Origin of the sequence: Streptococcus sp., assembly GCF_030825805.1 — a bacterium.
Taxonomy (GTDB): domain Bacteria; phylum Bacillota; class Bacilli; order Lactobacillales; family Streptococcaceae; genus Streptococcus.
In genome coordinates this window covers 2,463-24,256 of sequence record NZ_JAPJPF010000027.1, presented here as the reverse complement: position 1 = coordinate 24,256, position 21,794 = coordinate 2,463, and the positions used below count along the sequence as shown (strand labels likewise).

22 protein-coding genes and 1 pseudogene are annotated in these 21,794 nt (G+C 41.6%); 5 read left to right on the top strand and 18 right to left on the bottom strand.

Annotated elements, in window-relative coordinates; genetic code table 11:
• Positions 1-59: 59 nt before the first annotated feature.
• A complete protein-coding gene (locus RCH62_RS05565) occupies positions 60-1,238 on the bottom strand; it encodes a pyridoxal phosphate-dependent aminotransferase (protein ID WP_120701871.1) in 1,179 nt (392 codons plus the stop codon).
• Between the two features lie 298 nt (positions 1,239-1,536).
• Between RCH62_RS05565 and RCH62_RS05560 the strand changes: the two genes are divergently transcribed.
• On the top strand, positions 1,537-1,983 hold the full coding sequence (locus tag RCH62_RS05560; RefSeq protein WP_023026886.1) for a MarR family winged helix-turn-helix transcriptional regulator: 447 nt from the start codon (positions 1,537-1,539) through the stop codon (positions 1,981-1,983).
• Between the two features lie 116 nt (positions 1,984-2,099).
• Here the strand turns inward: RCH62_RS05560 and yaaA are convergent, their stop codons facing one another.
• Complete coding sequence (gene yaaA / locus RCH62_RS05555; RefSeq protein WP_023026887.1) at positions 2,100-2,828, bottom strand: peroxide stress protein YaaA; 729 nt, start codon at positions 2,826-2,828, stop codon at positions 2,100-2,102.
• 95 nt (positions 2,829-2,923) lie between these two features.
• Here yaaA and RCH62_RS05550 point away from each other — a divergent pair, with 95 nt between their 5' ends.
• From RCH62_RS05550 to RCH62_RS05535, 4 genes are all read left to right on the top strand, one after another.
• A complete protein-coding gene (locus RCH62_RS05550; protein WP_042361110.1) occupies positions 2,924-3,367 on the top strand; it encodes a DUF1836 domain-containing protein in 444 nt (147 codons plus the stop codon).
• Positions 3,368-3,369: 2 nt separating this feature from the next.
• On the top strand, positions 3,370-4,017 hold the full coding sequence (locus RCH62_RS05545) for a hemolysin III family protein (protein ID WP_023026889.1): 648 nt from the start codon (positions 3,370-3,372) through the stop codon (positions 4,015-4,017).
• An 88-nt stretch (positions 4,018-4,105) separates the two neighbouring features.
• On the top strand, positions 4,106-5,374 hold the full coding sequence (locus tag RCH62_RS05540) for a PLP-dependent aminotransferase family protein (RefSeq protein WP_023023428.1): 1,269 nt from the start codon (positions 4,106-4,108) through the stop codon (positions 5,372-5,374).
• A gap of 139 nt (positions 5,375-5,513) precedes the next feature.
• A complete protein-coding gene (locus RCH62_RS05535) occupies positions 5,514-6,176 on the top strand; it encodes a hypothetical protein (protein ID WP_023023430.1) in 663 nt (220 codons plus the stop codon).
• A 94-nt stretch (positions 6,177-6,270) separates the two neighbouring features.
• Here the strand turns inward: RCH62_RS05535 and RCH62_RS05530 are convergent, their stop codons facing one another.
• From RCH62_RS05530 to RCH62_RS05455, 16 genes and pseudogenes are all read right to left on the bottom strand, one after another.
• A complete protein-coding gene (locus RCH62_RS05530; protein WP_023023432.1) occupies positions 6,271-6,930 on the bottom strand; it encodes an MmcQ/YjbR family DNA-binding protein in 660 nt (219 codons plus the stop codon).
• 74 nt (positions 6,931-7,004) lie between these two features.
• Positions 7,005-7,640, bottom strand: coding sequence for a copper homeostasis protein CutC (locus tag RCH62_RS05525; RefSeq protein ID WP_023023434.1), 636 nt, complete (start codon positions 7,638-7,640; stop codon positions 7,005-7,007).
• A gap of 109 nt (positions 7,641-7,749) precedes the next feature.
• Positions 7,750-8,352: a hypothetical protein gene (locus RCH62_RS05520; RefSeq protein WP_023023435.1), complete on the bottom strand. Its 603-nt coding sequence runs from the start codon at positions 8,350-8,352 to the stop codon at positions 7,750-7,752.
• Between the two features lie 174 nt (positions 8,353-8,526).
• Positions 8,527-9,291, bottom strand: a complete 765-nt coding sequence (locus tag RCH62_RS05515; protein WP_155171706.1) for a (S)-acetoin forming diacetyl reductase — start codon at positions 9,289-9,291, stop codon at positions 8,527-8,529.
• A 667-nt stretch (positions 9,292-9,958) separates the two neighbouring features.
• Positions 9,959-10,660 carry an MIP/aquaporin family protein gene (locus RCH62_RS05510; RefSeq protein WP_129821999.1) on the bottom strand — a complete coding sequence of 234 codons (702 nt, stop codon included), beginning with the start codon at positions 10,658-10,660 and terminating at the stop codon, positions 9,959-9,961.
• A gap of 69 nt (positions 10,661-10,729) precedes the next feature.
• Positions 10,730-12,556, bottom strand: coding sequence for a type 1 glycerol-3-phosphate oxidase (gene glpO, locus RCH62_RS05505; RefSeq protein WP_306474812.1), 1,827 nt, complete (start codon positions 12,554-12,556; stop codon positions 10,730-10,732).
• 33 nt (positions 12,557-12,589) lie between these two features.
• On the bottom strand, positions 12,590-14,098 hold the full coding sequence (glpK, locus tag RCH62_RS05500) for a glycerol kinase GlpK (protein WP_155123876.1): 1,509 nt from the start codon (positions 14,096-14,098) through the stop codon (positions 12,590-12,592).
• A gap of 240 nt (positions 14,099-14,338) precedes the next feature.
• Positions 14,339-15,778 carry a helix-turn-helix domain-containing protein gene (locus RCH62_RS05495; RefSeq protein WP_306474811.1) on the bottom strand — a complete coding sequence of 480 codons (1,440 nt, stop codon included), beginning with the start codon at positions 15,776-15,778 and terminating at the stop codon, positions 14,339-14,341.
• A gap of 149 nt (positions 15,779-15,927) precedes the next feature.
• Positions 15,928-16,373, bottom strand: a pseudogene (locus RCH62_RS05490) (hypothetical protein).
• Positions 16,370-17,125: a CPBP family intramembrane glutamic endopeptidase gene (locus RCH62_RS05485; RefSeq protein WP_306474810.1), complete on the bottom strand. Its 756-nt coding sequence runs from the start codon at positions 17,123-17,125 to the stop codon at positions 16,370-16,372. Before RCH62_RS05485 ends, RCH62_RS05490 begins: the two are co-directional and overlap by 4 nt.
• A 60-nt stretch (positions 17,126-17,185) precedes the next feature.
• Positions 17,186-18,037 carry a CbrC family protein gene (locus RCH62_RS05480; RefSeq protein ID WP_236128195.1) on the bottom strand — a complete coding sequence of 284 codons (852 nt, stop codon included), beginning with the start codon at positions 18,035-18,037 and terminating at the stop codon, positions 17,186-17,188.
• A gap of 66 nt (positions 18,038-18,103) precedes the next feature.
• Positions 18,104-18,493, bottom strand: coding sequence for a hypothetical protein (locus RCH62_RS05475; protein ID WP_195549913.1), 390 nt, complete (start codon positions 18,491-18,493; stop codon positions 18,104-18,106).
• Between the two features lie 53 nt (positions 18,494-18,546).
• Entirely contained in the window at positions 18,547-18,738 is a 192-nt protein-coding gene (locus RCH62_RS05470; protein WP_195549914.1) for a hypothetical protein, read from the bottom strand.
• A gap of 51 nt (positions 18,739-18,789) precedes the next feature.
• Positions 18,790-19,677 carry a DUF4300 family protein gene (locus tag RCH62_RS05465; protein ID WP_195549915.1) on the bottom strand — a complete coding sequence of 296 codons (888 nt, stop codon included), beginning with the start codon at positions 19,675-19,677 and terminating at the stop codon, positions 18,790-18,792.
• Between the two features lie 210 nt (positions 19,678-19,887).
• Positions 19,888-20,199, bottom strand: coding sequence for a hypothetical protein (locus RCH62_RS05460; protein WP_048788808.1), 312 nt, complete (start codon positions 20,197-20,199; stop codon positions 19,888-19,890).
• Positions 20,200-20,398: 199 nt separating this feature from the next.
• Positions 20,399-21,794, bottom strand: a 1,396-nt coding sequence (locus tag RCH62_RS05455; RefSeq protein WP_306474809.1) for a Spy0128 family protein, incomplete at its 5' end; no start/stop codon positions are given.

The following is a 21,794-nucleotide window of genomic DNA, read 5'->3' as shown; positions in this document are numbered from 1 at the left end:
GTGGGACGACGAAATCGAATTCTAACGAATTACCGATTTCTGTCCCACTCTCTTAATTTTTAATTTTCCATAAATTGATGCAAGCGGCGAACAGCTTCCTTCAGGGTCTCCGAGTCAGTCGCATAGCTAAGACGGACATTCTCTGGAGCTCCAAATCCAGCACCTGTGATGAGGGCAACTCCCACTTCTTCCAGGATGGCAGTTGCAAACTCTGTCACATCCGTATAACCTTTCATCTCCATGGCTTTTTTGACATTTGGGAAGAGATAGAAAGCTCCCTGTGGCTTGATCACATCAAAACCTGGAACTTCGCACAAAAGAGGATAAATGGTGTTCAAGCGCTCCTCAAAGGCTTGACGCATCACCTCTACTGAGTCTTGTGGACCTGTCAAGGCTTCAATCGTAGCATACTGAGAAACAGCTGTCAGATTGGAAGTTGTCTGACCGGTTAGCTTACTCATGGCTGCAATGATTTCTGGGTCACCCACCGCATAACCAACCCGCCAACCAGTCATGGCATAGGCTTTGGAAACCCCGTTGATGACAACGGTTTGTTTGCGAATGGCTTCGGATAAGCTTGAGATTGGAACGAACTCATTCCCGTTATAGACCAGGCGACCATAGATATCATCTGCAAGGATGAGGATATCATGCTCAACAGCCCAATTTCCAATGGCTAAGAGTTCTTCCTTGCTATAAATCATACCTGTCGGGTTAGATGGAGAATTCAAGACCAAAACCTTCGTCTTTTCCGACCGAGCTTCTTCCAATTGTTCAACGGAAACTTTAAAATCATTGACTTGGTGCCCCTTGACATAGACAGGAACCCCTTCCGCCATTAGGACCTGGTCCCCATAGCTGACCCAGTACGGTGTCGGGATAATGACCTCATCACCTGGATTGAGCACAGCCATAAAGAAGGTATAGAGCGAGAACTTCGCTCCAGTCGCAAAAGTGACTTGGTTTGGTGATACTGAATATCCATAATAGCGTTCGAAATAGGTATTGACGGCAGCCTTTAATGCTGGCAGGCCGGAAGCAACCGTATAAAAGGAAGCCCGCCCATCCCGAATGGCTTCTACTGCAGCATCTTGAATATTCTCAGGAGTGTGAAAATCAGGCTGGCCCAAGGTTAGAAAGAGAATATCTTTTCCTTCTGCCTTTAATTTTTTTGCTTTGGCATCACTTGCCAGGGTGACACTTTCTTCCATCTTTAATACACGATCAGAAATTTTCATACCTTACCTACTTTCTATCTGGGACTAGTTCCAGACGAACCAATTTAGACTTAGACTCTACCAGAAACTGTCTACAATACCTATATTATACACCATAGATTAGACTTGGAGCAAGATTTTACTAAGGATTCAAAGAAACTTTACTACTCCTTACTATTCGACAAAAAAATAATTTGACACTAAAGTTAACAGTCATTTTTTCTTCTGTTGATAAATCCATTATCTTGTCACCCGCCTGTAATCTATTTGATATTAAGGCTTAATAGCGTCTAATACTATTTATTGCTAAAATGATAGTATGAAGAATTTAGAAAAACTATTTGAAGAAGCCCAAACAGAATTAAAAACCATGATTGTCTTTCACAAGGCGGAACGGACTTTTCGTGCAGCAGAGTCTCATGTCTTTAAGGATCATCAGTTGACCCCTACTCAGTTTTCCGTTTTGGAAACCTTGTACAGTAAGGGGGATCTCCGTATCCAGAACCTGATTGACAGTATTTTAGCGACCTCTGGAAATATGACCGTCGTGATTCGAAATATGGTGCGTGATGGATGGATCAAGCGCGAAATCGATCCAGATGACCGTCGTGCTTGTATCGTTTCTTTGACAGAAAAGGGCCGTAAAAAAATTATCGAAGTTCTTCCTGATCATATACGTAATGTTCAAAAAGTCATGGGTGTCTTTAGCGAAGAAGAGCAAAAACAACTTCAAACTCTTCTGAAAAAATTAAAGGGCTCCCACTAAATTCTAACCATTCAATTAGTCGTGTTCATAGCCAACTAACTACAGTTGCCAGCTATGAACACGTTTTTTGATTCTTGAAAAAAAGTACTAGTCTCTGTTGACTAGTACCTTCTATTTTACTCATATTTCACAAAGACTAATTGTTTTTCAGTTGATAAGTCAGACTGGTATGCAAAGCCACTAAAGGTTAGCTGCTTCATCTCTTCTACCTTTGTAATCTGCTTCTCTAATAAAGCTGTCACAAAAGCCCCACGCGCTTTCTTTGAAATGGTTGAGTGAACCTTCAACAGCCCATTCTTCTCTTCAAGGAATTTAAAAGTCACCATCCGATCTTGAATCTCCTTAGAAAAGACGGTTTCAAACTCACTGGAAAGCAAAGAAATAATTAGATCTTCCTCCTGAAGAGCTTGATCATAGCTAGCCTTCCAAAAAGTCTTTAAGGATTTCCCCTGGACCTTAAGCTTCATGAGAAAGTCCAAACGATGGGGAGCAATCGGAGTAAGGGCCGGAATCACCCCATAAAGAGCTGAGGTGATCAAGAGATGGTCTTGCACATAAGCCGCTTCTGCTTCCGTCCAGTCCGTACGGCGGATATTCCGGTACATGAGACCGTCGAAGAGATTCAAAGCTGGATAGGTCTTAGCTGTACCCGACTTGAGCGCTCGGATTCGTTGCTCTTCTTCACTTGCCCGCTCTTCAGTAATCTTATAAAGTGAGGCTAACTCTTCTAGAGATAATGAAGCTAAGGCATCGATGACCGCTTGTGTCTCATTTGATACAGGATAACCCGTTTTTTCTGGGGTATCCAGATTCATTTCTTTTGCAGTTGGAATTAATAGTTTCATAGATTTATTGTACCATATTTCATTTTCGCTTGACATAAAATTACCATCATGTTATCATCTAGTTATTAAAACTAGATAACAAAGAGGTAATAACTATTTTATTCAACTACAGTTATCCCAAGTGGGAAGAAATTCCTGATATTGATCTTTATTTGGACCAAGTCCTCCTCTATGTCAATAAGGTGTGTGCGCCTTTTATCTCAGAAACAGACAAGGGCTTAACGGCTTCCATGGTCAATAATTACGTTAAACACGGCTACCTGCCAAAACCAGATAAGAAGAAATACAAGCGACAGCAGGTTGCCCGTCTCATTGCTATTACAACCTTAAAGACGGTTTTTTCGATTCAAGAGATCGCGGCTACCTTGAACCTCTTGCAGAGTCAAGCCAACTCCGCAGACCTCTACAATAGTTTTGTGGACTTTCTCCATGAAGAGAAAGAACCTTTAGCACCCATTATCGGATCTGCCTGTCGTACCGTTTTGCTCTACCAAGAAACCCTATCCTATATCCATGTTCATTCTGAGGAGGAAAAATAAAAGTGAATTATGCTAGTAAATTAAGTAAACGATTATCCTTTGGAGAAGAAATCGCAAATAGTGTCACCCATGCAGTCGGGGCTGTTTTGATGCTCTTTCTCATTCCAACTTCTGCTATCTATAGTTATGAAACACATGGGACTTTAGCAGCTGTCGGGACCTCGATTTTTGTCATCAGTCTCTTTCTCATGTTTCTCTCATCGACAATTTACCATGCCATGGCCTATGACTCACCTCAAAAGTATGTCCTTCGCATTATCGATCACTCCATGATTTATATTGCCATTGCAGGTAGCTATACACCCGTCGTTCTTTCTCTCATGAACAACTGGTTCGGCTATGCCATTATCCTGATTCAATGGGGGACGACTATCTTTGGGATACTCTACAAGATTTTTGCTAAGAAGGTAAATGAAAAATTCAGCTTGGCCCTCTATTTGATTATGGGATGGTTGGTGATTTTCATTATCCCACAGATCATCAGCCAAACAAGTCCAACCTTCTGGGGTTTGATGCTGATGGGTGGCCTGTGTTATACAGTTGGAGCTGGATTTTACGCCAAAAAGAAACCTTATTTCCATATGATTTGGCACCTCTTCATCTTAGCCGCTTCTGCTCTCCAATATATCGCGATTGTGTATGTCATGTAAGACAGTGACTCTCTTATAGGGAGTCACTTTTTAGTTGCTTTTTTACACCCAATTGACTACAATAAAGAAAAATTGTACGGGGACAGTTATGACAACCAAATACCAAAAGATTTTTACTACATTGAAAAACCAGATTGACCAGGGGATCCTAAAAACTGGAGACCGCCTGCCTTCCGTTCGCCAACTAGCCAGTCAGTATGCCTGCAGTAAGGATACCGTCCAACGGGCCCTGCTCGAGCTCAGCTACAAGAACTATATCTATGCTAAGCCCCAAAGCGGCTATTATGTCCTGGAGGAAGAGACTGGAAAGCATACCGACCTGCCTCTTCGCCTCAAGGAAGATCGCTTCCAGGCTTTTGAAGACTTTCGGACTTGTATCAACGAAACCCTTGTCGGTCGTGATAATTACCTCTTCAACTACTATGAAAAACAAGAAGGTCTTGTCGATCTCCGTCAATCTATTGCTTCTCTCCTGCGAGAAGATGCGATTTATACCCAGGAGCAACAAATCGTTATCACCTCAGGAACCCAGCAAGCCCTCTACCTCCTAAGCCAGGTCGCCTTCCCAAACCAAAAAGAAGAAATCCTAGTAGAGCAACCAACCTATTACCGCATCAATAAATTAATTCAGGAGCAAGACTTACCTTATCAAAGCATCAATCGCTTGCCTCAAGGAATTGACTTTGACCAACTGGAAGCCATTTTCAAAAGTGGCAGGATCAAATTTTTCTATACCATTCCCCGCTACCATTATCCTCTGGGACATAGTTATAGCAAACAAGAGAAGGAACAGATTTTGGCCTTAGCAGAACTCTATGATGTCTATATTGTCGAGGACGATTACTTGGGAGATTATGATCCACATTTTTCTCCTAGCTTTCATTATCTGGATGCATCTGACCGGGTCATCTACATCAAGTCCTTTTCTACCAGCCTCTTTTCTGCCCTCCGCATCACTTCTATGGTCCTGCCCCAAGCTCTTCTTGCCCCTGTCTTAAAACTCAAGGGTACACTCGACTACGAAAGTAACTTGGTCATGCAGAAGGCCTTGAGCCTCTATATTGATAATGGCATGTTTGCAAAAAACAAAGAGCTTCTGCACCAACAGCAATTCATCCAAAAAGAGCAAGCTTCTTCCCTACTCCAGCAACATTCCCTATCCGTCCCTGTATGGCCGGTCATTGGAGGAGTCTTACTAGATTTAAGACAGGTCCCTTCGGTCGCTCGACTGAAACATAGCGGTCTCCCTCTCCACTTCTTCGAATCTGCCTATATTCAAAGCTGTCCCTATGCCTTTGCCCGTATCAATCAGGACAAACTGGAAGAGGTTTTACCCCAAATTATCGCTTATCTATGATTCAATCCCACCCTTCTATTTCTTGAGTAATTTTATATACAAAACTATGTTACGAAAATATTACATTTATTACAAAAATCACTTGACATCTGTAACAATAGGAGTATAATCTAAGTCAGAAAGATAAAGAGGTGATATTATGAAACGATCTTTGATTCGTTGGACTGCAGCCTCTCTTGTGGCTGCATCACTTGGACTTGCTTTGGGAGGGTGTGGCTCAAAAGATAAAACAACTTCCTCATCCGAAAAAGCTTCTAGCTCAAAAGTTGAGAAAAAACCAAAAGCTAGCTTAAATAAAAAAGCTACAGTTTCTTCTTCTCAAGCAAAAGAAAATACTACTCCTTCAAGTCAGGCAAGTAACCCGTCAGCTTCAACTGAACCGAACAAGGCAGAAGATACATCTTCAACTGATCAAGCAGTTGTTCCTGCAGCACTTGTCGGCACTTGGGTAGGATCTAGCCCTCAGGCGGATAGCATCAAAATGACTATTGAAGCTAATGGAGATATTACAACTGTCGTTAGCTTTAAAAATGATAGTGAACCAACCCGCACAGCCACCTATACTGCAAGAGCTATTCAAGCATCTGGTAATGTCTATTACTGGGAGTCAGAAGGTCTTAATGGCGCAGATGCTCTTCTTCCTGGTATTACTGGTTTAGGAGTAGCAAATTTCCGCTTCAAACCAGGATTTATCCTTGAGGAAGGTCATTATACTCCGATAGCCTTCACAACAGATATCAATACAGAATTTGACTATAGCAATTACAGAGATTTCCACTTCTCATTGACCAAAGAGCAATAAGGACAGGAAATTCTCTAATAAAAAAAAGAATGTTGACCCTCAACATTCTTTTTTTATGTTTTATTCACTTTCACAAATCAATTGGGTTAAACCCTTACTTCTTAGTCAGGGCCCAGCTCTTAGCCACAAGCTCAAAGAGAAGATCATCCTCCACTCGACCATCCAAGGGAATGCTGATCCAGTACTTCTTGTTCATATGATAAGCCGGATAGAAATGGGGTTCTTCTAAGAGTTGGCTGACATGATCCTGTTTAAGATTTAAGACCTCAATCTTCCCTTCCTGCCTCGCATCTAGCTTGGACCAGTCTATCTTCATCAAGACGCCAAACCATTTGAGATCCTTTTGATGACGGAAGACGCCCGAGTCCGGAGAACGGTCCCAGAGGTATTCGATAGGACGGTCATATTGCCGGCTGATCCAATCCACCAAGCGCTTGGTCTGAGGATACAAAAAATCTTTGACAGCAAAACAGGAGCTTCTGATATCCTCTAAGGCCTGCTGGCAAGCTTCTCTGACTTGGCCAACATATTGACCAACCATCTGGTCCATATGAAGCTGCACATAGTCGTCGCCTGTCTCCTGATCCACTAGCCAAAAATGCACTTGCTTACTTTGGACAGTCACATAAAGTTTGAAGTCTCCATCCAGGATCTGTTGATCATAGTGAAACTTCTCTCCCTGCTTTGAAAACCCATAAGCTAGAGCTTTTTCATTGTCTATACTGTATTTCTCAAAATAATCTGGTAAAAACACGTACTACTCCTTTCCTCCAGTATACCAAAAATCAAGAAAAAAGAGCTGAGATTTCTTCCTCAACTCATATATCTTTAAAAGACAACACGAGTTCCATGGACCTGATCCACCCCTGGAACATCAAGGAAAAGCTGACGATTCTCCAAAGAGACTCCTCCACCTGCCAAGATTTCTAACTGGCGATCTGCAAGCTGGGCATACTCTTCGTAGCGTTGCAACCGTTGTTCTAAGTCTGTTTCTGGACTGCCGGCTCTTGTTAATAGTCTCGTCACGCCTACTTTCTTCATCCACTCGATACTCGCAGCTTGATCTTCTAAAGGAATCTGGTCAAATGCCATATGCATGGTCAATTCAAATCCTTGACTGGCTTCGATGAAACGAAGCATGGCATCTTTATCCAGCTGATTGTCAGCAGTCAAAGCCCCAACAGCTAAACCATCAACACCCAGGTCACGGGCAATTTTCCAGTCTTCTAACATTATGTCTAGCTCTTGCTCAGAGTATACAAAATCTCCACCTCGTGGACGAATCATAACGATGACCTTTGCCTGATAATCTTTAGCAAGCTTCACAGCCTCTTTGATCACACCATAGCTTGGAGTCGTACCTCCAACCGCTAAGTTATCACATAATTCTACACGACGCGCTCCTGCTTGAAAAGCCTTCTCTAACAGTGTTATGTTCTCTGCACAAAATTCATATAACGGCATCCTAAATCTCCCTGTATTTGAAATCGTTTTCTTGTTCTACCTTACTCTTTTTTCATTTCTTTGTCAATTAGAAAAACCATCAGCCTCATCAGAAACCAATGGTTGATGCTTAATAGGAAATTGGAACAATAATCTGTAATACCATGTTCCCTTTTTCGACCTTCGCAGAATGGATTCGGTAGCCACTTGTCGGCATGGTCAATTTGATTTGATTCCCTATCATAGTAGCTCCTGTGCCCTCTTGGTTAACTTTTTCAGCAATCTTTGAAGCAACCAAGCTACGTGGAATCGGCAGATGTCCAAGACGGGCCCGTTCTAGGTTCAAGGTCAATTGTTGATCCGTCACACTAGCTGAAAAGTCCATGCTCACCATGGTTTCCACCGGTCCCAGTTCAATCGGAACCTGAACATTGATATACTCTCCATTCATAGCAACTGCTGTATTGAGGAGAGTTTCATCTGTCATTTCCCCTGCCATGGATTTAATAACTTGGCGCAATTGAGGAGAATTCAGTTGAAGCTCTGTTTGCAGGCCAGAAGCAGTCACGTCTGCTGTAGAGAAGCCTTCTTGAGCCAGATCTACCAGCGAAGTATTCACTGTTACATTTTTAAATTGCTCTTGAGTCGAAACCTTTGCTGGTATCAAGAAAACTGCTAAGACAATAACTAGGAGGAAGGTCAGTCCGATGAGTCGTTTGATCCATTTCCACATATGGTCACCTCTTTTCGTTTTGATGGATAGAAGAGAATTCACCTCTATCACTATTGATCTATTCTTTTTAAAATACGACTTCTATTCTACCCTAATTTTTCAAAAAAAGCGAACGAGAGGAATAAGGTGCACATAAGAAAAGAGGTGGAAAAAATCCCAACCCCTATTTGAATGTTAATGGAATTGCATCCCACCATCCACGATGATGGTTTGTCCTGTAATGTAGTTTGAATCAGGACCAGCAAGGAAGCTAACCGCTGCAGCGACATCTTCGGGTTCGGACAAACGTTTAAGGGTAATATCTTTAGCGAAAGTTTGCATACCCCATTCGTCATCTTTACCAGCGTTCTTACCAACTTCATGAGCGATATCATACATCATTGGAGTCTTAACGATACCAGGTGCATACGCATTGACAGTAATACCTGAATCAGCCAAGTCACGTGCCAAAGTTTGAGTGATACCACGAACTGCAAACTTAGTACCACCATAGACAGTCAAGTTAGGGTTACCTACAACACCTGCTTGTGAAGTTGCATTGATGATTTTTCCGCCATGGCCAAGCGCCTTGAATTGAGCTTGTGCAACTTGAGCACCCCAGATGACACCACCAACGTTGATGGCAAAAGTGCGTTCAAATTGTTCTTCTGTAATCGTATCAAGTGGTGTAGTTGGAGCAACACCAGCGTTGTTAACGACAACATTTAAATCTCCGAAATGATCCACAACTTTTTGGAAAGCTGCAGCCACTTCAGCTTGTTTGGAGACATCAGCAACGACCGCAAAAGCATTCTCTGCTGATAACTCAGCTACTGCTTTTTCTGCTGTCTCAGCATTGTAGTCTAAGACTCCGACCTTGAAGCCATCTTGTACCAATCGTTTTGCAATCGCAAAACCGATCCCTTGACCTGCACCTGTGACAATAGCTACTTTAGACATATGATTCCTCCTTGGTATCCCCGATACCAGCAAACGTTCATAGAAGAACAGCAAAGGTTGACAGTCAGTTTTGGGTGAATCTATCATAAGTTCCTTCCAAAACTATGCTAACAGTATACTCCTTTGTGAAAAAAGTGTCAAACTCTAGCCTGTTATTTTCTAAAGTATTTTACAATCTATCTTATCTTTATTTAGTAATAGATTAACTGATTATAATAATTTTGAAAAGGGTTTTATATCTTGACAAAAACACTCCTATTGCCTATTGTTTTGGGCCTTATTTCATGCTACACTAATTATAAGACAATCAAATAATAAGGAGATCTAACAATGAAAGAATTCATGGATAAATTGAATAACCTACCTAAACCAGTTCAATACATTATTGCGATCATTATTTTCTTTATTGCGTTTTACATTTCTTATAGCTTGTTTTAAGTTAGAACGTACAAAGCTCTCTTTATCTGATACAGTATTTTAAAAGAGAGTGGGACAGAAATCGGTAATTCGTTAGAATTCGATTTCGTCGTCCCACCTCCGCACAGTTGAGTAGGGCTGTAAAAGCTGATGAAATCAGCGTGGTAGAGCCCACTCAACCACTGCGTCTTGCTCGATAATCCAAAGACAATTGAGAGGCTAGGACTTTTGTCCCAGCCTCTTTCATTTTTTAAAACATTTTAAAGACTGCTACTGCAAGTACTGCACCGATGATTGGACCAACTACTGGGATCCAAGCGTAACCCCAGTCACCATCTCCTTTGTTAGGAATAGGAAGGAGGCTGTGCATGATACGAGGTCCTAGGTCACGAGCTGGGTTGAGAGCGCAGCCTGTAGTTCCACCGAGAGACAAACCAATCCCTGCAATCAAGGTACCAACGGCAAAAGTACCAAGTCCTGCTTGAAGGTCATAAAGACCAAGTGCAAAGATAGTCAGTAGCAAGACAAAGGTTCCGAGGATTTCACTGATAAGGTTTGAAGTAGTGTCCTTAATTGCTGGACCAGTACTGAAGGTTCCAAGGATATTTCCAGGATTTTCTTCTGCTAGGTAATGCGGTTTGAACTGTAACCAGACAAGGACTTGCCCCACCATGGCTCCAGCAAATTGAGCGATGATATAAGGAATCACAGATGCCCAAGCTAGTCCACCATTAAGAGCAACCCCAATCGTCACCGCTGGATTCAAATGTGCCGGACTTAACTTGCCAGAGATAAAGGCTGCCACTGCAACTGCAATCCCCCAACCAAGAGTAATGACGATCCAACCTGAGTTATGGCTCTTCGTTTTCGGAAGAACCACTCCTGCTACAACCCCATTTCCCAAAAGAATCAGGATTAAGGTCCCTAAAAATTCACCAAATAATTCTTTCATATGATTTATTTCTCCATTATAAAGAGGGGCCGGTCAGATATTCTTCTTTCCAACCCCTTTTTGTTTTTCTTAATTTTTTAATGCTGCCAAGTCATTGTTTTCCAAAGCGACTTGCAAGTCTTGACGGTAGCCAGCTTTTTCTTCTTCTGACCATTCATAGAAGCGTCCCATTTCATCCAAAACAGGTTCGACAATTGCATCTAAGCTATCTCGCATGAAGAGCATGTGGTTCGTCCGACGAAGAAGGAAGTCAACTGGGCTAAGTGCCAATTCATTGCGCATTGCATAGTGAAGTGATAAGGTATCTGCTAGGCTCAATCCAGGTGCTTGTTCCACGCTATGAGCAAGGGCGAAGACCTTAGGTGCATTAGAACCGTATAGGTTAGCTAGGTAGTGAGCTTCCTTGCTATCCAAGCCACGAGATACGCCAAGTTGAGCAAAGGCTTCGATTTCAGAATCCACGTTCGTTGGGTTAATTTCTCCACCTGATACTGGATAGGTCTTAGAGTTGATCAATTTGAACTGACGGTCAAATTCTTCCTTGAGAATGGTCAAGACACGCTCCATCGCTCCTTCAGCCATCTTGCGGTAGTCTGTAATCTTCCCACCAGCCAGGGTCAAAAGACCATTGTCATCGCGGTCTAAGCTTGATCCACGAGAAACAGCAGATGGATCCAAATGTTTTTCAGAAGTGCTGCCTTCCAAGTGGCTGATTGCTGATTCAACATCTTCACGCGATTTTTCTTTAGAAAGATAGCCTTCAACTGTTGCAATCAAAGCATTAAAGCTTTCATCACTGATAGTGCCGTTGTTTCCACCATTGTAGTCAGAAGCACTGTTTCCTGAGATCAACGGACGGAGACCAGCCCAGCTACTTTCGATATCATCGATGGTGATGTGAGCTTCTGGGAAGCGGTTATTCACGATTCCTAACAAGTAGTCGACATCTTCTTGAGTTACTTTTGGATGCTCTAAGTCACCAGTGTAGTCCGTGTCAGTCGTTCCGAAGTAAGTTTTGTTTTCACGTGGCAAGACGAAGACCATACGACCGTCTCCTAGACCAGTATCAAAGTAGACAGGTTGAGAAACTTTGATCTTGCTTGAGTCTACGACCAAGTGAACACCCTTGGTTGGACGCATTTGTGAATGCTGCTCTCCATTATTTGAGAGATTACGCACTTTATCGCTCCAAGGACCTGTTGTATTAATCACCAAACGAGCCTTGATTTCAAAGACTTGATCAGTCAAGAGATCACGCGCCACTACACCTATGATCTTGCCAGATTCATCAAAGAGGAATCCTTCTGCTTTTACGTGGTTGGCAATGAGGGCCCCATCTTGGTTGGCACGTTTGATATTTTCAATCACCAAACGAGCATCGTTGTTACGGAAGTCTAGATATACCCCACCACCGACAAGACCTTCTTGTTTCAACTCAGGCTCACGAGCCAACACTTCTTCCTTGGACAAGACTTTGTTGGCAGCTGGTGTATTGCTTACACCTGCCAAAAGGTCATAGAGGTCCATGGCTACCTTGAGACGGAAGAGGCTAAAAGTTGCCCCATCTTCATCATAGATTGGTAAAAGCATTGGGTCTGGTTTTGGAATATGAGGAGCAATTTGTTGGACCACTGCACGTTCTGATACCGTATCTGATACCACTTCTACGTCAAATTGTTTGAGGTAACGAAGTCCACCGTGGACCAATTTTGTTGAACGGCTTGATGTCCCTTCCGCAAAGTCCTGCATTTCAATCAAACCTGTTTCAAGACCACTTGCTGCTGCTTGCAAGGCTACACCAGCACCAGTGATTCCCCCCCCGATGATCAAAAGATCCAGGGTGCGTTCTTGCATTTTCTTAATCGATAATTCACGAGTTTTCTTTGAAAATTCCATCATTCTTCACTTTCTATCCTACTGGACTCTTAACTAGTCTTCAATCTCTGCAAAGAGTTGGGTAGCTTTAACGGCTTTCTTCCATCCCTTGTAAAGTTGTTCTTTACGAGATTCGTTCATAGAAGGCTCGAAGAGTTCGCCAGTTGCATTGAGTTCTTTCAATTCATCTAGGTCTTTCCAGTAGCCTACTGACAATCCTGCTAAGAAAGCTGCCCCCAAAGCTGTTGTTTCCAAGTTTTTGGCACGAGCGATATCAATACCGAGAATATCCGCTTGGAACTGCATCAAGAAGTTGTTCATGGCAGCGCCACCGTCCACTTTAAGGACTTGAATAGCCGTCTTAGCATCGACTTGCATGGTATCAATGATATCCCGTACTTGATAAGCGATGGATTGAAGAGTCGCCTTGATAAAGTCTTCTTTGGTTGTTCCACGAGTCAAGCCAAAGACGGAACCACGAGCATTTTGATTCCAGTATGGTGCTCCTAGACCCGTGAAGGCTGGTACCACATAAACTTCATCGTTGTTGTGAGAATCACGTGCATATTGTTCAGATTCTGGTGAGTTTTCGACCATGCGAAGCCCATCGCGAAGCCATTGGATGGCACTACCTGCGATAAAGATAGATCCCTCTAAGGCATAGTATACTTTCCCGTTAATTCCATATCCAATGGTAGTTAACAAGTTATTTTCAGATAGCTGCATCTCTTCACCTGTATTCATGATGATGAAAGATCCAGTACCGTAAGTATTTTTGACCATACCTGGTTCGAAGGCCAACTGTCCAAAAAGAGCCGCTTGTTGGTCACCCGCCATACCTGAAATTGGCACTTCTCCACCGTAGAAATGGAAAGGAGCTGTTTTTCCATAGATTTCAGAGTTAGAACGAACTTCAGGAAGCATAGCCTTAGGAATATTGAGGATTTCCAAAATCTCATCATCCCATTTTAGGTCTTTGATATTGTAGAGCATGGTACGAGCAGCGTTTGAATAGTCTGTTACGTGAGAAGCTCCGTCTGTCAACTTCCAAACCAACCAAGTATCGATGGTTCCAAAGAGCAATTCTCCTTTTTCAGCACGTTCTTGTGCTCCTTCTACATGGTCCAAGATCCAGCGAATCTTAGTTGCTGAGAAGTAGGCATCAATGACCAAACCTGTTTTTTGGTGGAATTTTTCGACATACCCTTGGCTCTTAAGCTGTTCAGCTAAAGGAGCAGTTTGGCGAGACTGCCAGACAATGGCATTGTAGATTGGAAGTCCAGTATTCTTATCCCAAACAACGGTTGTTTCCCGTTGGTTGGTAATTCCGATAGCTTCGATTTGTCCTGGTTTGATGCCACTCTCGATAAAGGCACCAGCGATAACAGACTGAACAGAGTTCCAGATTTCATTTGGATTGTGTTCAACCCAACCAGCTTGAGGGAAAATTTGCGTGAACTCTTTTTGGCTAGAGCTTACTTTTTCTCCTTTTTTATTGAAAATGATGGCTCTAGAACTTGTTGTTCCTTGGTCAATTGCCATAATGTATTTTTCTTGTGACATGAACTGTCCTCCTGGGAAAAAGAAATATTCTTTAGGAGACGTACTCCTTACATTTTCTATTATACAATATAAACCGCTTTCATGATCATCAATTTTTTTAAGAATTTTAAAAAAAATGAGGAGTGTCTCTTGAATCTCTTGAGCCAGAAGAGATTTCCACACTTCTCTTCTATTAAATTTTCAGACAAATCTAAGCAATTTCCAGCAAAAAAAGAAGACCCAAGTCTTCTTTGTATCATTCTATGTAATAGTTTCCCCATAAATCATCTGACGAATATTAGCTAGATCGATCAGATCCAAGTCGTATTTCAAGTAATAGACAGGGATCCGCTCTGTAAAACTAATCGGATTGTTGGTCACAATCAAATCGTAATCTGTAGCTGGATCAAAGGCTTCAATGGTAATAAAACGATTATATTCCAGATAGCGCTTGAGGACTTCTGTCATCCGTGTGTAGCCTAGATAGCCTACGGTTAAGTCTAGGGCGATCTTAATTTGTCTCCCACTATTTTCTGCGATATAATCCATTAATTGAAGCCACTCCCACTTGATTTTTTTATCCAGAGCCGTCCCTTGGCAAAGGATCGGAAGTTTGCTAAAGATAGTATCTGCTACTTCTCTATAATCATGACTACTAAAGACATACGGATTGTGATTTTCAAGTTGGTATTTATACTTGTCTTGAAGGAGGTAGCCTGTAAAAAGATAAACCTGCCCACAAATTTGGCTAAGCTCATAGGTCACAGGACCTTCGATATAATCCCCTAATAACTTCTGCATTTTCATCTCTTGAATGAGTTGCGTTGTCAAATTCCCAATCTCCCCTCCAAATCCTAAGATGTACTCCATGGTATGAAGCGGAAGGATCCGATGGGTAACAAGGAAAGCAAAGAGGACTAACATCTCTCCATCGTCATGACTAAGGGCAATGTGTTTTCCTGAAAAGAGCTGGTCTACCCGACGAAACAAGCGTTGGTAAAAAATGTTATCGGTATAGCCCTTCATCTTCTGTTCAATTTCTTGAAACTGACAGGCATTGACCTTAAGTCGTTGCTGGGTAATATGGGACCAGAGAACCAAATCCAAGCGTTGTCCTTGAGACAATTTTGCTCCACAGAGTTCTTCTAAGGTTGCAATTTCGCTTTGTCTTTCTTTCTTGTCCAGTTCTAGTTTCCAGTCTGCACTAGCCCAGACCTTTCGTAGCAAGCAATAATAAAAATAACGAATCTTATGTTCAGGCCCCTTGAGGCGCCCATTGTGGATGGAAAATTGAAACTCAGCTAATAATTTGTTTAAGCCCGAAATATGACGCCCTAATGTCGCTTCACTAATCAAGAGCTCCTGAGCTAGTTGCTGGGCTTGAAACTGGCCATGATAAAGTAAATAGATCAATAGTTGGTACTTGATCGAATTGTCCAAAAAAGCCCGCCGAATGTCACGCCCCTTTGTATCTGCCCCCACAAGAAGGCGAAGATGTTCATCTTCTAACTCAATGGAAAGGGCCAGCTGATTCTCTTGGGCCTTGTCATTGATTAGTGAAAGATATTTGTTCAAGGTTGCTTTGGAAAAATCTGTCTCCGCCATCACTTCTGACAGACTGCTTGGAGAATGTTGTAGCAGATGAGACAAGATTAAAAACTGCCCACCCTCACTTTTTTCCATTAAATCAGCTAAATGCATTTTCAGAAAAACCTTCCATGATATTAGTTTTAGCATAACACAAAACTTATGAAAGTCGAAATATAATGCTTACCAGCTCTATCTAAATATCACCAATCTCTAAATTATAAAACCTCCCACCGAAATCGGCTGAGAGGTAAAGCTCTACTCTATGATTTTCGTAAAGCCACTAGCCAAGAGGCTAGAAGGATTTCGAAAATAACTAGAAGGATAATCTGAGGAAGCGAGCTCTGAACCAGCATGAGAACAGCTAGACTATCGATCAGCATATGAGCGAGGATACAAGGGACAGCTCCTTTCGAGTACTCTTTGAGCGCTCCAAATAGGAAGGTATTCCCTAAGATCATCAGGTAAAAGATGAGATAGTTGGACGAACCTGCTGTAATCCAAGGGAGTTGACTTCACTCAACACCAGAGAAAAGACAGCCGCCACAATCATAGGAATTAAGTTCATTAGGATAAACAGTAGAGAGGCTCCTATACTAATCCCATCTGGGAAAAACCAAAGGATAACTTGCCCCACTATAAATGTAGCAAGGAGGGCAGTCAATGCATACCAGATAGCGACTGATTGTTTTGAAATAAATTTGCTCATTTTTCCTCCTTTACAGTTACATACTTCTTTCTTGCAATCATGATTGCTAAACTAATAATAAGAAATTTACTAACTATAGATAGCCATACCTCTTTATTCACTAGAATCTGAGACAAGGAATTGATACAGGCATGGGTCATGACACAGATCCATAAATTTTGCGTTTTATGATACAAGGCCGATAAGATAAAGCAGTTAATTAGCAGACCTACTAGAAACGGAAACAACTGAATGACAGCCAACGAACCATCGATATAAAAGTATAGTAGACGCCAACTAGACCAGGCTAAAAAGGTGATCAAAGTAGCTGAAAAATAAGGTATTTTTTCCTGCAAAGTTGGTTGAAAGAAATAACGCCAGCCAATTTCTTCAATCCCACCAAAAAGAAGAGCCTTTAAAAAGAGCACCAATAGCAAGACCAACGATTGAGTGGTGATCTTACCACCAAAGATAAAGGGGAAAAAGTCGAGTAGCAAGAAAACGAGCACCAAACAATAATTTGCTAAACTGTCTTTGACTTGAAAAAAATCTTTTAGAACTTGTTTGAAACTAGATTGATAGTAGCCAATACTGGCAAGACTACCCCACAAAGCTGATGACAAGCCACCTACAATAATAGCGATGATCCCAAATGATGATGTAAAATCAACCTTGACTCCTCCTGCTCTTAAAAACCACACCAGAAGGCTAACTCCTAATACTTGACCGAAGGTCCCTATCAAATACATGGATAGGGCTTGCTTTCTATTCATTCGTGATTCCTTTTCTATTCTTTCATATAGTTCATGACTCTATTAGATTTAGAGCATCCCCTAATCCGCATCAACCCACAGATGGTATTGTTCACAATGGAGACATCGAAAGAGATAGCCACACATTGAACCATCCTTGACTAAGTATTCAGCCACATCCTGAAATTCATTACGTGCCTCGTATTCTGCTAATACTTGCTCTGCAATGCCCATTTCTTCCAATTCACGAGTGCCAACTGTCCCCAGATAAGCACAGTAGTCTCGGCAACAGGATAGCCAATGTTCCCCCTGCCAACTACTATAGCCTGGAGTTTGACAAAATAGGACCTGGTCTTTTTCCTTATCCATGACTCCTTGCCAATCAGCATCTTGGATAAACTCTGCTTCAAACTTCTGGGCAGCACGACCTGTAGCAATACAAGTCGGACAGAGATGACTTAGCTCCTCTTCACAATAGGGTCTCAAAGCATAATAGATGGTGTGGTCTTCCCCACATGACGGACAGGTCTTGGTCTCCCCTTCCTTAAAGGCACCAGTCGCTAGTGGGTCCGGATGATAACGAAAGGTTGGCAAGTCACTGATTTTCTCTTTATGAGCCTCTTTTTCTTTTTCAGTCAAGGGACGAGGGAGAGCAAAGCGATCTCCATGACTGAGACTCATCTTTTCTAAGGTGAAAAGTTTCTTAACTTGTTTGCGATCAGACTTGTCTACTAGCCCTGAGAAGAGAGCAAAGGCACTGGCATACAAGCCCAACTCTTGGTAAACATCCACCAAGACCTGCTTGGCTTCTGGAGTTTCCAGTAAAGCTAGACGATCTGCAAATTCATAAAGAGCTAGCACGCTGGATGAATCCTTCTCTTGCGCTTGGAACTGCTTTTTAAGTCTGATATATTCTTTCATCGAATCGTTCATAGGACTACTCGCTTTCATTTTTAAAGGAAATAAATCGTAGATTCTATTTCTACAGATGATTGTATTCTAACCTGGATCATGTACTTTAAACCCATACCTGCCAGCATTTCGCTTGAGTTTCGCAACTAACACTTCATTGCGCTTGCTTTTCCCAAAAAAGAGGGGAATGGTCTTACCATTTCTGAGTTCGATATAGAAAGCATAGCGACTCCCGCCACCAGCGCGACCACGGAGTAGCAAGTAGGTAATTTGCTTAATCTCTTTCAGTGGGATCATTCGCCGACTGAAACACAAAGGCACATGAATGTAGAAGATGCCTCGGTTAATATGGAAGGGAGCAAAGAAGGGACCACCACTACGTCGGCTAGCCAACCAACGACGAACGAATAACGTAATGCTGAAGAAGCCAATAAAACCAACACTTAATAATACTGGTCCTGATCCTAAACTTGCCATTCCATTTCTCCCTCCATAAATTCTAAATACACAGTACAATTGTTGACTCGGCCTTAATCAGTATGCTTTTTAGTCTTGGTTAATAAGATGATGACAGCCACTAAGAGAAAAATTCCAAATCCGAAAGCAACTAGTTCTAATTCTTTTAATCCTTCAATGTAGGGTAGGACATACATACTTGCTTCTACTAATAAAAAACCGATAAGAATAAGGGTAAAAGTAACATAGGTGAGTTTTTTATTCATCTTTATCCTTTCCTTAGCTGGAATTCCATCAAACTTAACTAGCTGGAAATTCTATTTGGTTTCAACCCATTTTTCATTATCCATGATAAAGGGCTTAGCTAGACCTTCACCGGTGTAATCTTGGTATTTGGTCTCCAAGTATTTGTAGACATCTTCTTTAGTCGCAAACTTGATGGCTTGATATGGTTCTTCAAAAGTAAGTTTTTCGACAAAGAGATAGCCTTCCTTGGCAGGTACCAAAACGCCCACGTGACCAACAAAAAGGGTATTACCGTCAAGGTTATCATGAACGATGACAGAAAGCATGCGCGCATTTTCATTAAACTTGAAATTGGCAAAATACTCTTCCATCTTCTTGGCATGGACCTTGACATCCGTTGTAGCTTCTGTCGGAACCCGTGAATAGAGAATGTTAAAGCCTTCCTTTTCTGCCTCATCAAAGACTTTCCCTTTGTCAATTGCATCATTATCCACGAACAAGAGTTCACTATCCGCTTTCATCTTTGGAATCTCGATACGATTCTTTAGCAAGGTATAACTATTGATCCGGCAGTTGGTCCCGACGAAATCGCCCTTCTGCTTGGTCCACAAGTCACTGATCTTCTCCACATCGTATTCCGTCTTTTTGAAGGTACTGAAGTCACCCGTCAAGCCGACCGAGCCAACAATGCTATCGTAGTCGGTTACCAGACCCATAAATTTATCTACACTGTCCTGATCCAAATAAGCAGATAAGAGAGCCCGCACTTCTTCGACACTTTCCTTACTATTGAGGTTGCTGTAAGTTCCCTTGTAGTGCTCCTTGTCTGAATGGGACTGCTGCACTGTGGAGCTTGCCTGTTTTTCCTTGGATTGCTTTTGGTTGCTACCACAAGCTGCTAAAGCAAAGATCCCCAAGGCACAGCTGGTAAGGAGCATGAATTTTTTAAATGGTTTCATAAAATGGTTCCTTTTCTATATACTAAGATGTTTTGTAACATTGAATCGTGTTTTGTACCATGATTCATTACTTTTTCCTATCGAATCTCCTTATCCTATATTATAGTTTAAAACTGACTTAGCTCCAACTATTTTTTACGAATTAAGGAAACTTTATAAGTAGCAAAAAAGAGCTGGCAGACTATCCAGCTCTTCAATGAATAATGAATCTTATTTAATCTTATGTTTGTTCATCTTTTCTTCAAAGACTTCCGTCATAATGACACGCAATTCTTCCCGTTCTTTTTCAGGAAGGTCTCCTTGGCGTTTGGCAACGGCATAGAGATTAGGATAGCGCATGGCCACACGTTCGATCGTCTTTGTTGTCGCATGCCCTCTGACAAAGAATGGAATGCGCTTGATCCATTCTTGCGGTACAAGAGCAAGCAACTTCTTCGCCGCTTCCTTATCAGAAATCTCGGCAGTGCTCAAACCTTGGTTGATTTGTTCCTGTTCTTTTTCTGTAAAATCTTTTAATTCCATTCAAAACCCTCATTATCTATTTGTATCTAATAGTACATTATACACCTAAGAAATCAAAAGTACAATTTTAACCTTTCCTTAGCTGAAAGGAAAAATTAATAGCACAACAGTATTATTCGCATAAAAAAGCCTCAAGAATTATATTCTTGAGACTTTATTGTTAAATCAAATGTGCTAATACACTACAGTTAGTTATATATTAGTTATTTGAAATTTTACGTTTCAACAACACTGCTCCTGAAAGAACAATTGCTCCTGAAAGGATCAATCCGCTTGCTACGACTTCACCTGTACTTGGGAGAAGGACTTTGCGTCCGCCACCGTTACCATCTCCATTTCCGCCAGGGTTTCCTGGTGCTGGAGTTGTTTTCTCTGGAGTTGTTGTGGTTCCACCATCACCATTACCTGAACCATGGTTATCTGGTTTTTCCGGAGTTGTTACAGTTGTATCTTCACTTACTGTAGTAGTGGTTGTAGTTGTATCCTCACTTACTGTAGTAGTTGTTGTGGTTGTATCTTCACTTACTGTAGTAGTTGTTGTGGTTGTAGGTTCCTCAGTTGTTGTAGTGGTTGTAGTTGTAGGTTCCTCGGTTGTTGTGGTAGTTGTTGTGGTTGTTTCACCACCACCTTCACCATGGTTATCTGGATTTTCCGGAGTTGGTGTGGTGGTTGTAGTTGTTGTAGGTTCCTCAGTTGTTGTAGTTGTGGTTGTTGTAGGTTCCTCTGTTGTTGTAGTCGTAGTTGTTGTAGTAGTTGTTGTAGTTGTAGTTACATAAGTATTTGTAAACTTACGTGGAGAATCTGCTTCTTTAACTGTTGCAACAAGCTTACCTTCACCATTATCTACTACTGAAACATGGACAGTGTAGCTTTCTTCTGAATAAGTAACACCTTCTTCAGAACCAGCTTTCTCTGTAATCACATATTCATGCTCACCTGGTTCAGTGTATGAAAGTTTGAAGGCTACTTCATTTGTTGCTACTTCAACACCTTCAACTTCTTTACCGTTTGATGATGTTGCGATGACGTTTCCGCCTTCGCTCAATTCAAACTCAAATTGTTCTTTAGCAAGTTCTTTACCAACTAATTCTTTAGTTGCTTTGATAACAGCTTCTGCTGGTGTTGCTTTATATTTGTTTGTAAACTTACGAGTTGAATCTTCTTCTTTAACAGTAGCAACTAATTTACCTTCACCATTATCTACTACTGAGACATGGATTGTGTGGCTTGCTTTAGAGTATTCAACTCCTGCTACTGATCCAGCTTTTTCTGTCAACACATATTCGTGTTCACCTGGTTCAGTGTATGAAAGTTTGAAGGCTACTTCATTTGTCGCTACGTCAACACCTTCAACTTCTTTACCGTTTGATGATGTTGCAATAACATTTCCGCCTTCGCTCAATTCGAATTCGAATTGTTCTTTAGTAAGTTCTTTACCAACCAATTCTTTAGTTGCTTTAATGACAGCTTCTGTTGGAGAAACTTTATAAGTATTTGTAAACTTACGAGTTGAATCTGGTTCTGTGACAGTCGCTACAAGTTTACCTTCACCATTATCTACTACTGAGACATGGATTGTGTGGCTTGCTTTAGAG

What these genes read in the sequence shown, in the direction of transcription:
- RCH62_RS05465 (WP_195549915.1), bottom strand. Translation starts at nt 19,677, where the DNA reads ATGAAACCATTTAAAAAATTCATGCTCCTTACCAGCTGTGCCTTGGGG.
- RCH62_RS05565 (WP_120701871.1), bottom strand. Translation starts at nt 1,238, where the DNA reads ATGAAAATTTCTGATCGTGTATTAAAGATGGAAGAAAGTGTCACCCTG.
- glpK (WP_155123876.1), bottom strand. Translation starts at nt 14,098, where the DNA reads ATGTCACAAGAAAAATACATTATGGCAATTGACCAAGGAACAACAAGT.
- RCH62_RS05535 (WP_023023430.1), top strand. Translation starts at nt 5,514, where the DNA reads ATGAAACGATCTTTGATTCGTTGGACTGCAGCCTCTCTTGTGGCTGCA.
- RCH62_RS05540 (WP_023023428.1), top strand. Translation starts at nt 4,106, where the DNA reads ATGACAACCAAATACCAAAAGATTTTTACTACATTGAAAAACCAGATT.
- RCH62_RS05560 (WP_023026886.1), top strand. Translation starts at nt 1,537, where the DNA reads ATGAAGAATTTAGAAAAACTATTTGAAGAAGCCCAAACAGAATTAAAA.
- RCH62_RS05485 (WP_306474810.1), bottom strand. Translation starts at nt 17,125, where the DNA reads ATGAATAGAAAGCAAGCCCTATCCATGTATTTGATAGGGACCTTCGGT.
- RCH62_RS05460 (WP_048788808.1), bottom strand. Translation starts at nt 20,199, where the DNA reads ATGGAATTAAAAGATTTTACAGAAAAAGAACAGGAACAAATCAACCAA.
- RCH62_RS05510 (WP_129821999.1), bottom strand. Translation starts at nt 10,660, where the DNA reads ATGAAAGAATTATTTGGTGAATTTTTAGGGACCTTAATCCTGATTCTT.
- yaaA (WP_023026887.1), bottom strand. Translation starts at nt 2,828, where the DNA reads ATGAAACTATTAATTCCAACTGCAAAAGAAATGAATCTGGATACCCCA.
- glpO (WP_306474812.1), bottom strand. Translation starts at nt 12,556, where the DNA reads ATGGAATTTTCAAAGAAAACTCGTGAATTATCGATTAAGAAAATGCAA.
- RCH62_RS05480 (WP_236128195.1), bottom strand. Translation starts at nt 18,037, where the DNA reads ATGAACGATTCGATGAAAGAATATATCAGACTTAAAAAGCAGTTCCAA.
- RCH62_RS05525 (WP_023023434.1), bottom strand. Translation starts at nt 7,640, where the DNA reads ATGCCGTTATATGAATTTTGTGCAGAGAACATAACACTGTTAGAGAAG.
- RCH62_RS05520 (WP_023023435.1), bottom strand. Translation starts at nt 8,352, where the DNA reads ATGTGGAAATGGATCAAACGACTCATCGGACTGACCTTCCTCCTAGTT.
- RCH62_RS05475 (WP_195549913.1), bottom strand. Translation starts at nt 18,493, where the DNA reads ATGGCAAGTTTAGGATCAGGACCAGTATTATTAAGTGTTGGTTTTATT.
- RCH62_RS05470 (WP_195549914.1), bottom strand. Translation starts at nt 18,738, where the DNA reads ATGAATAAAAAACTCACCTATGTTACTTTTACCCTTATTCTTATCGGT.
- RCH62_RS05495 (WP_306474811.1), bottom strand. Translation starts at nt 15,778, where the DNA reads ATGCATTTAGCTGATTTAATGGAAAAAAGTGAGGGTGGGCAGTTTTTA.
- RCH62_RS05515 (WP_155171706.1), bottom strand. Translation starts at nt 9,291, where the DNA reads ATGTCTAAAGTAGCTATTGTCACAGGTGCAGGTCAAGGGATCGGTTTT.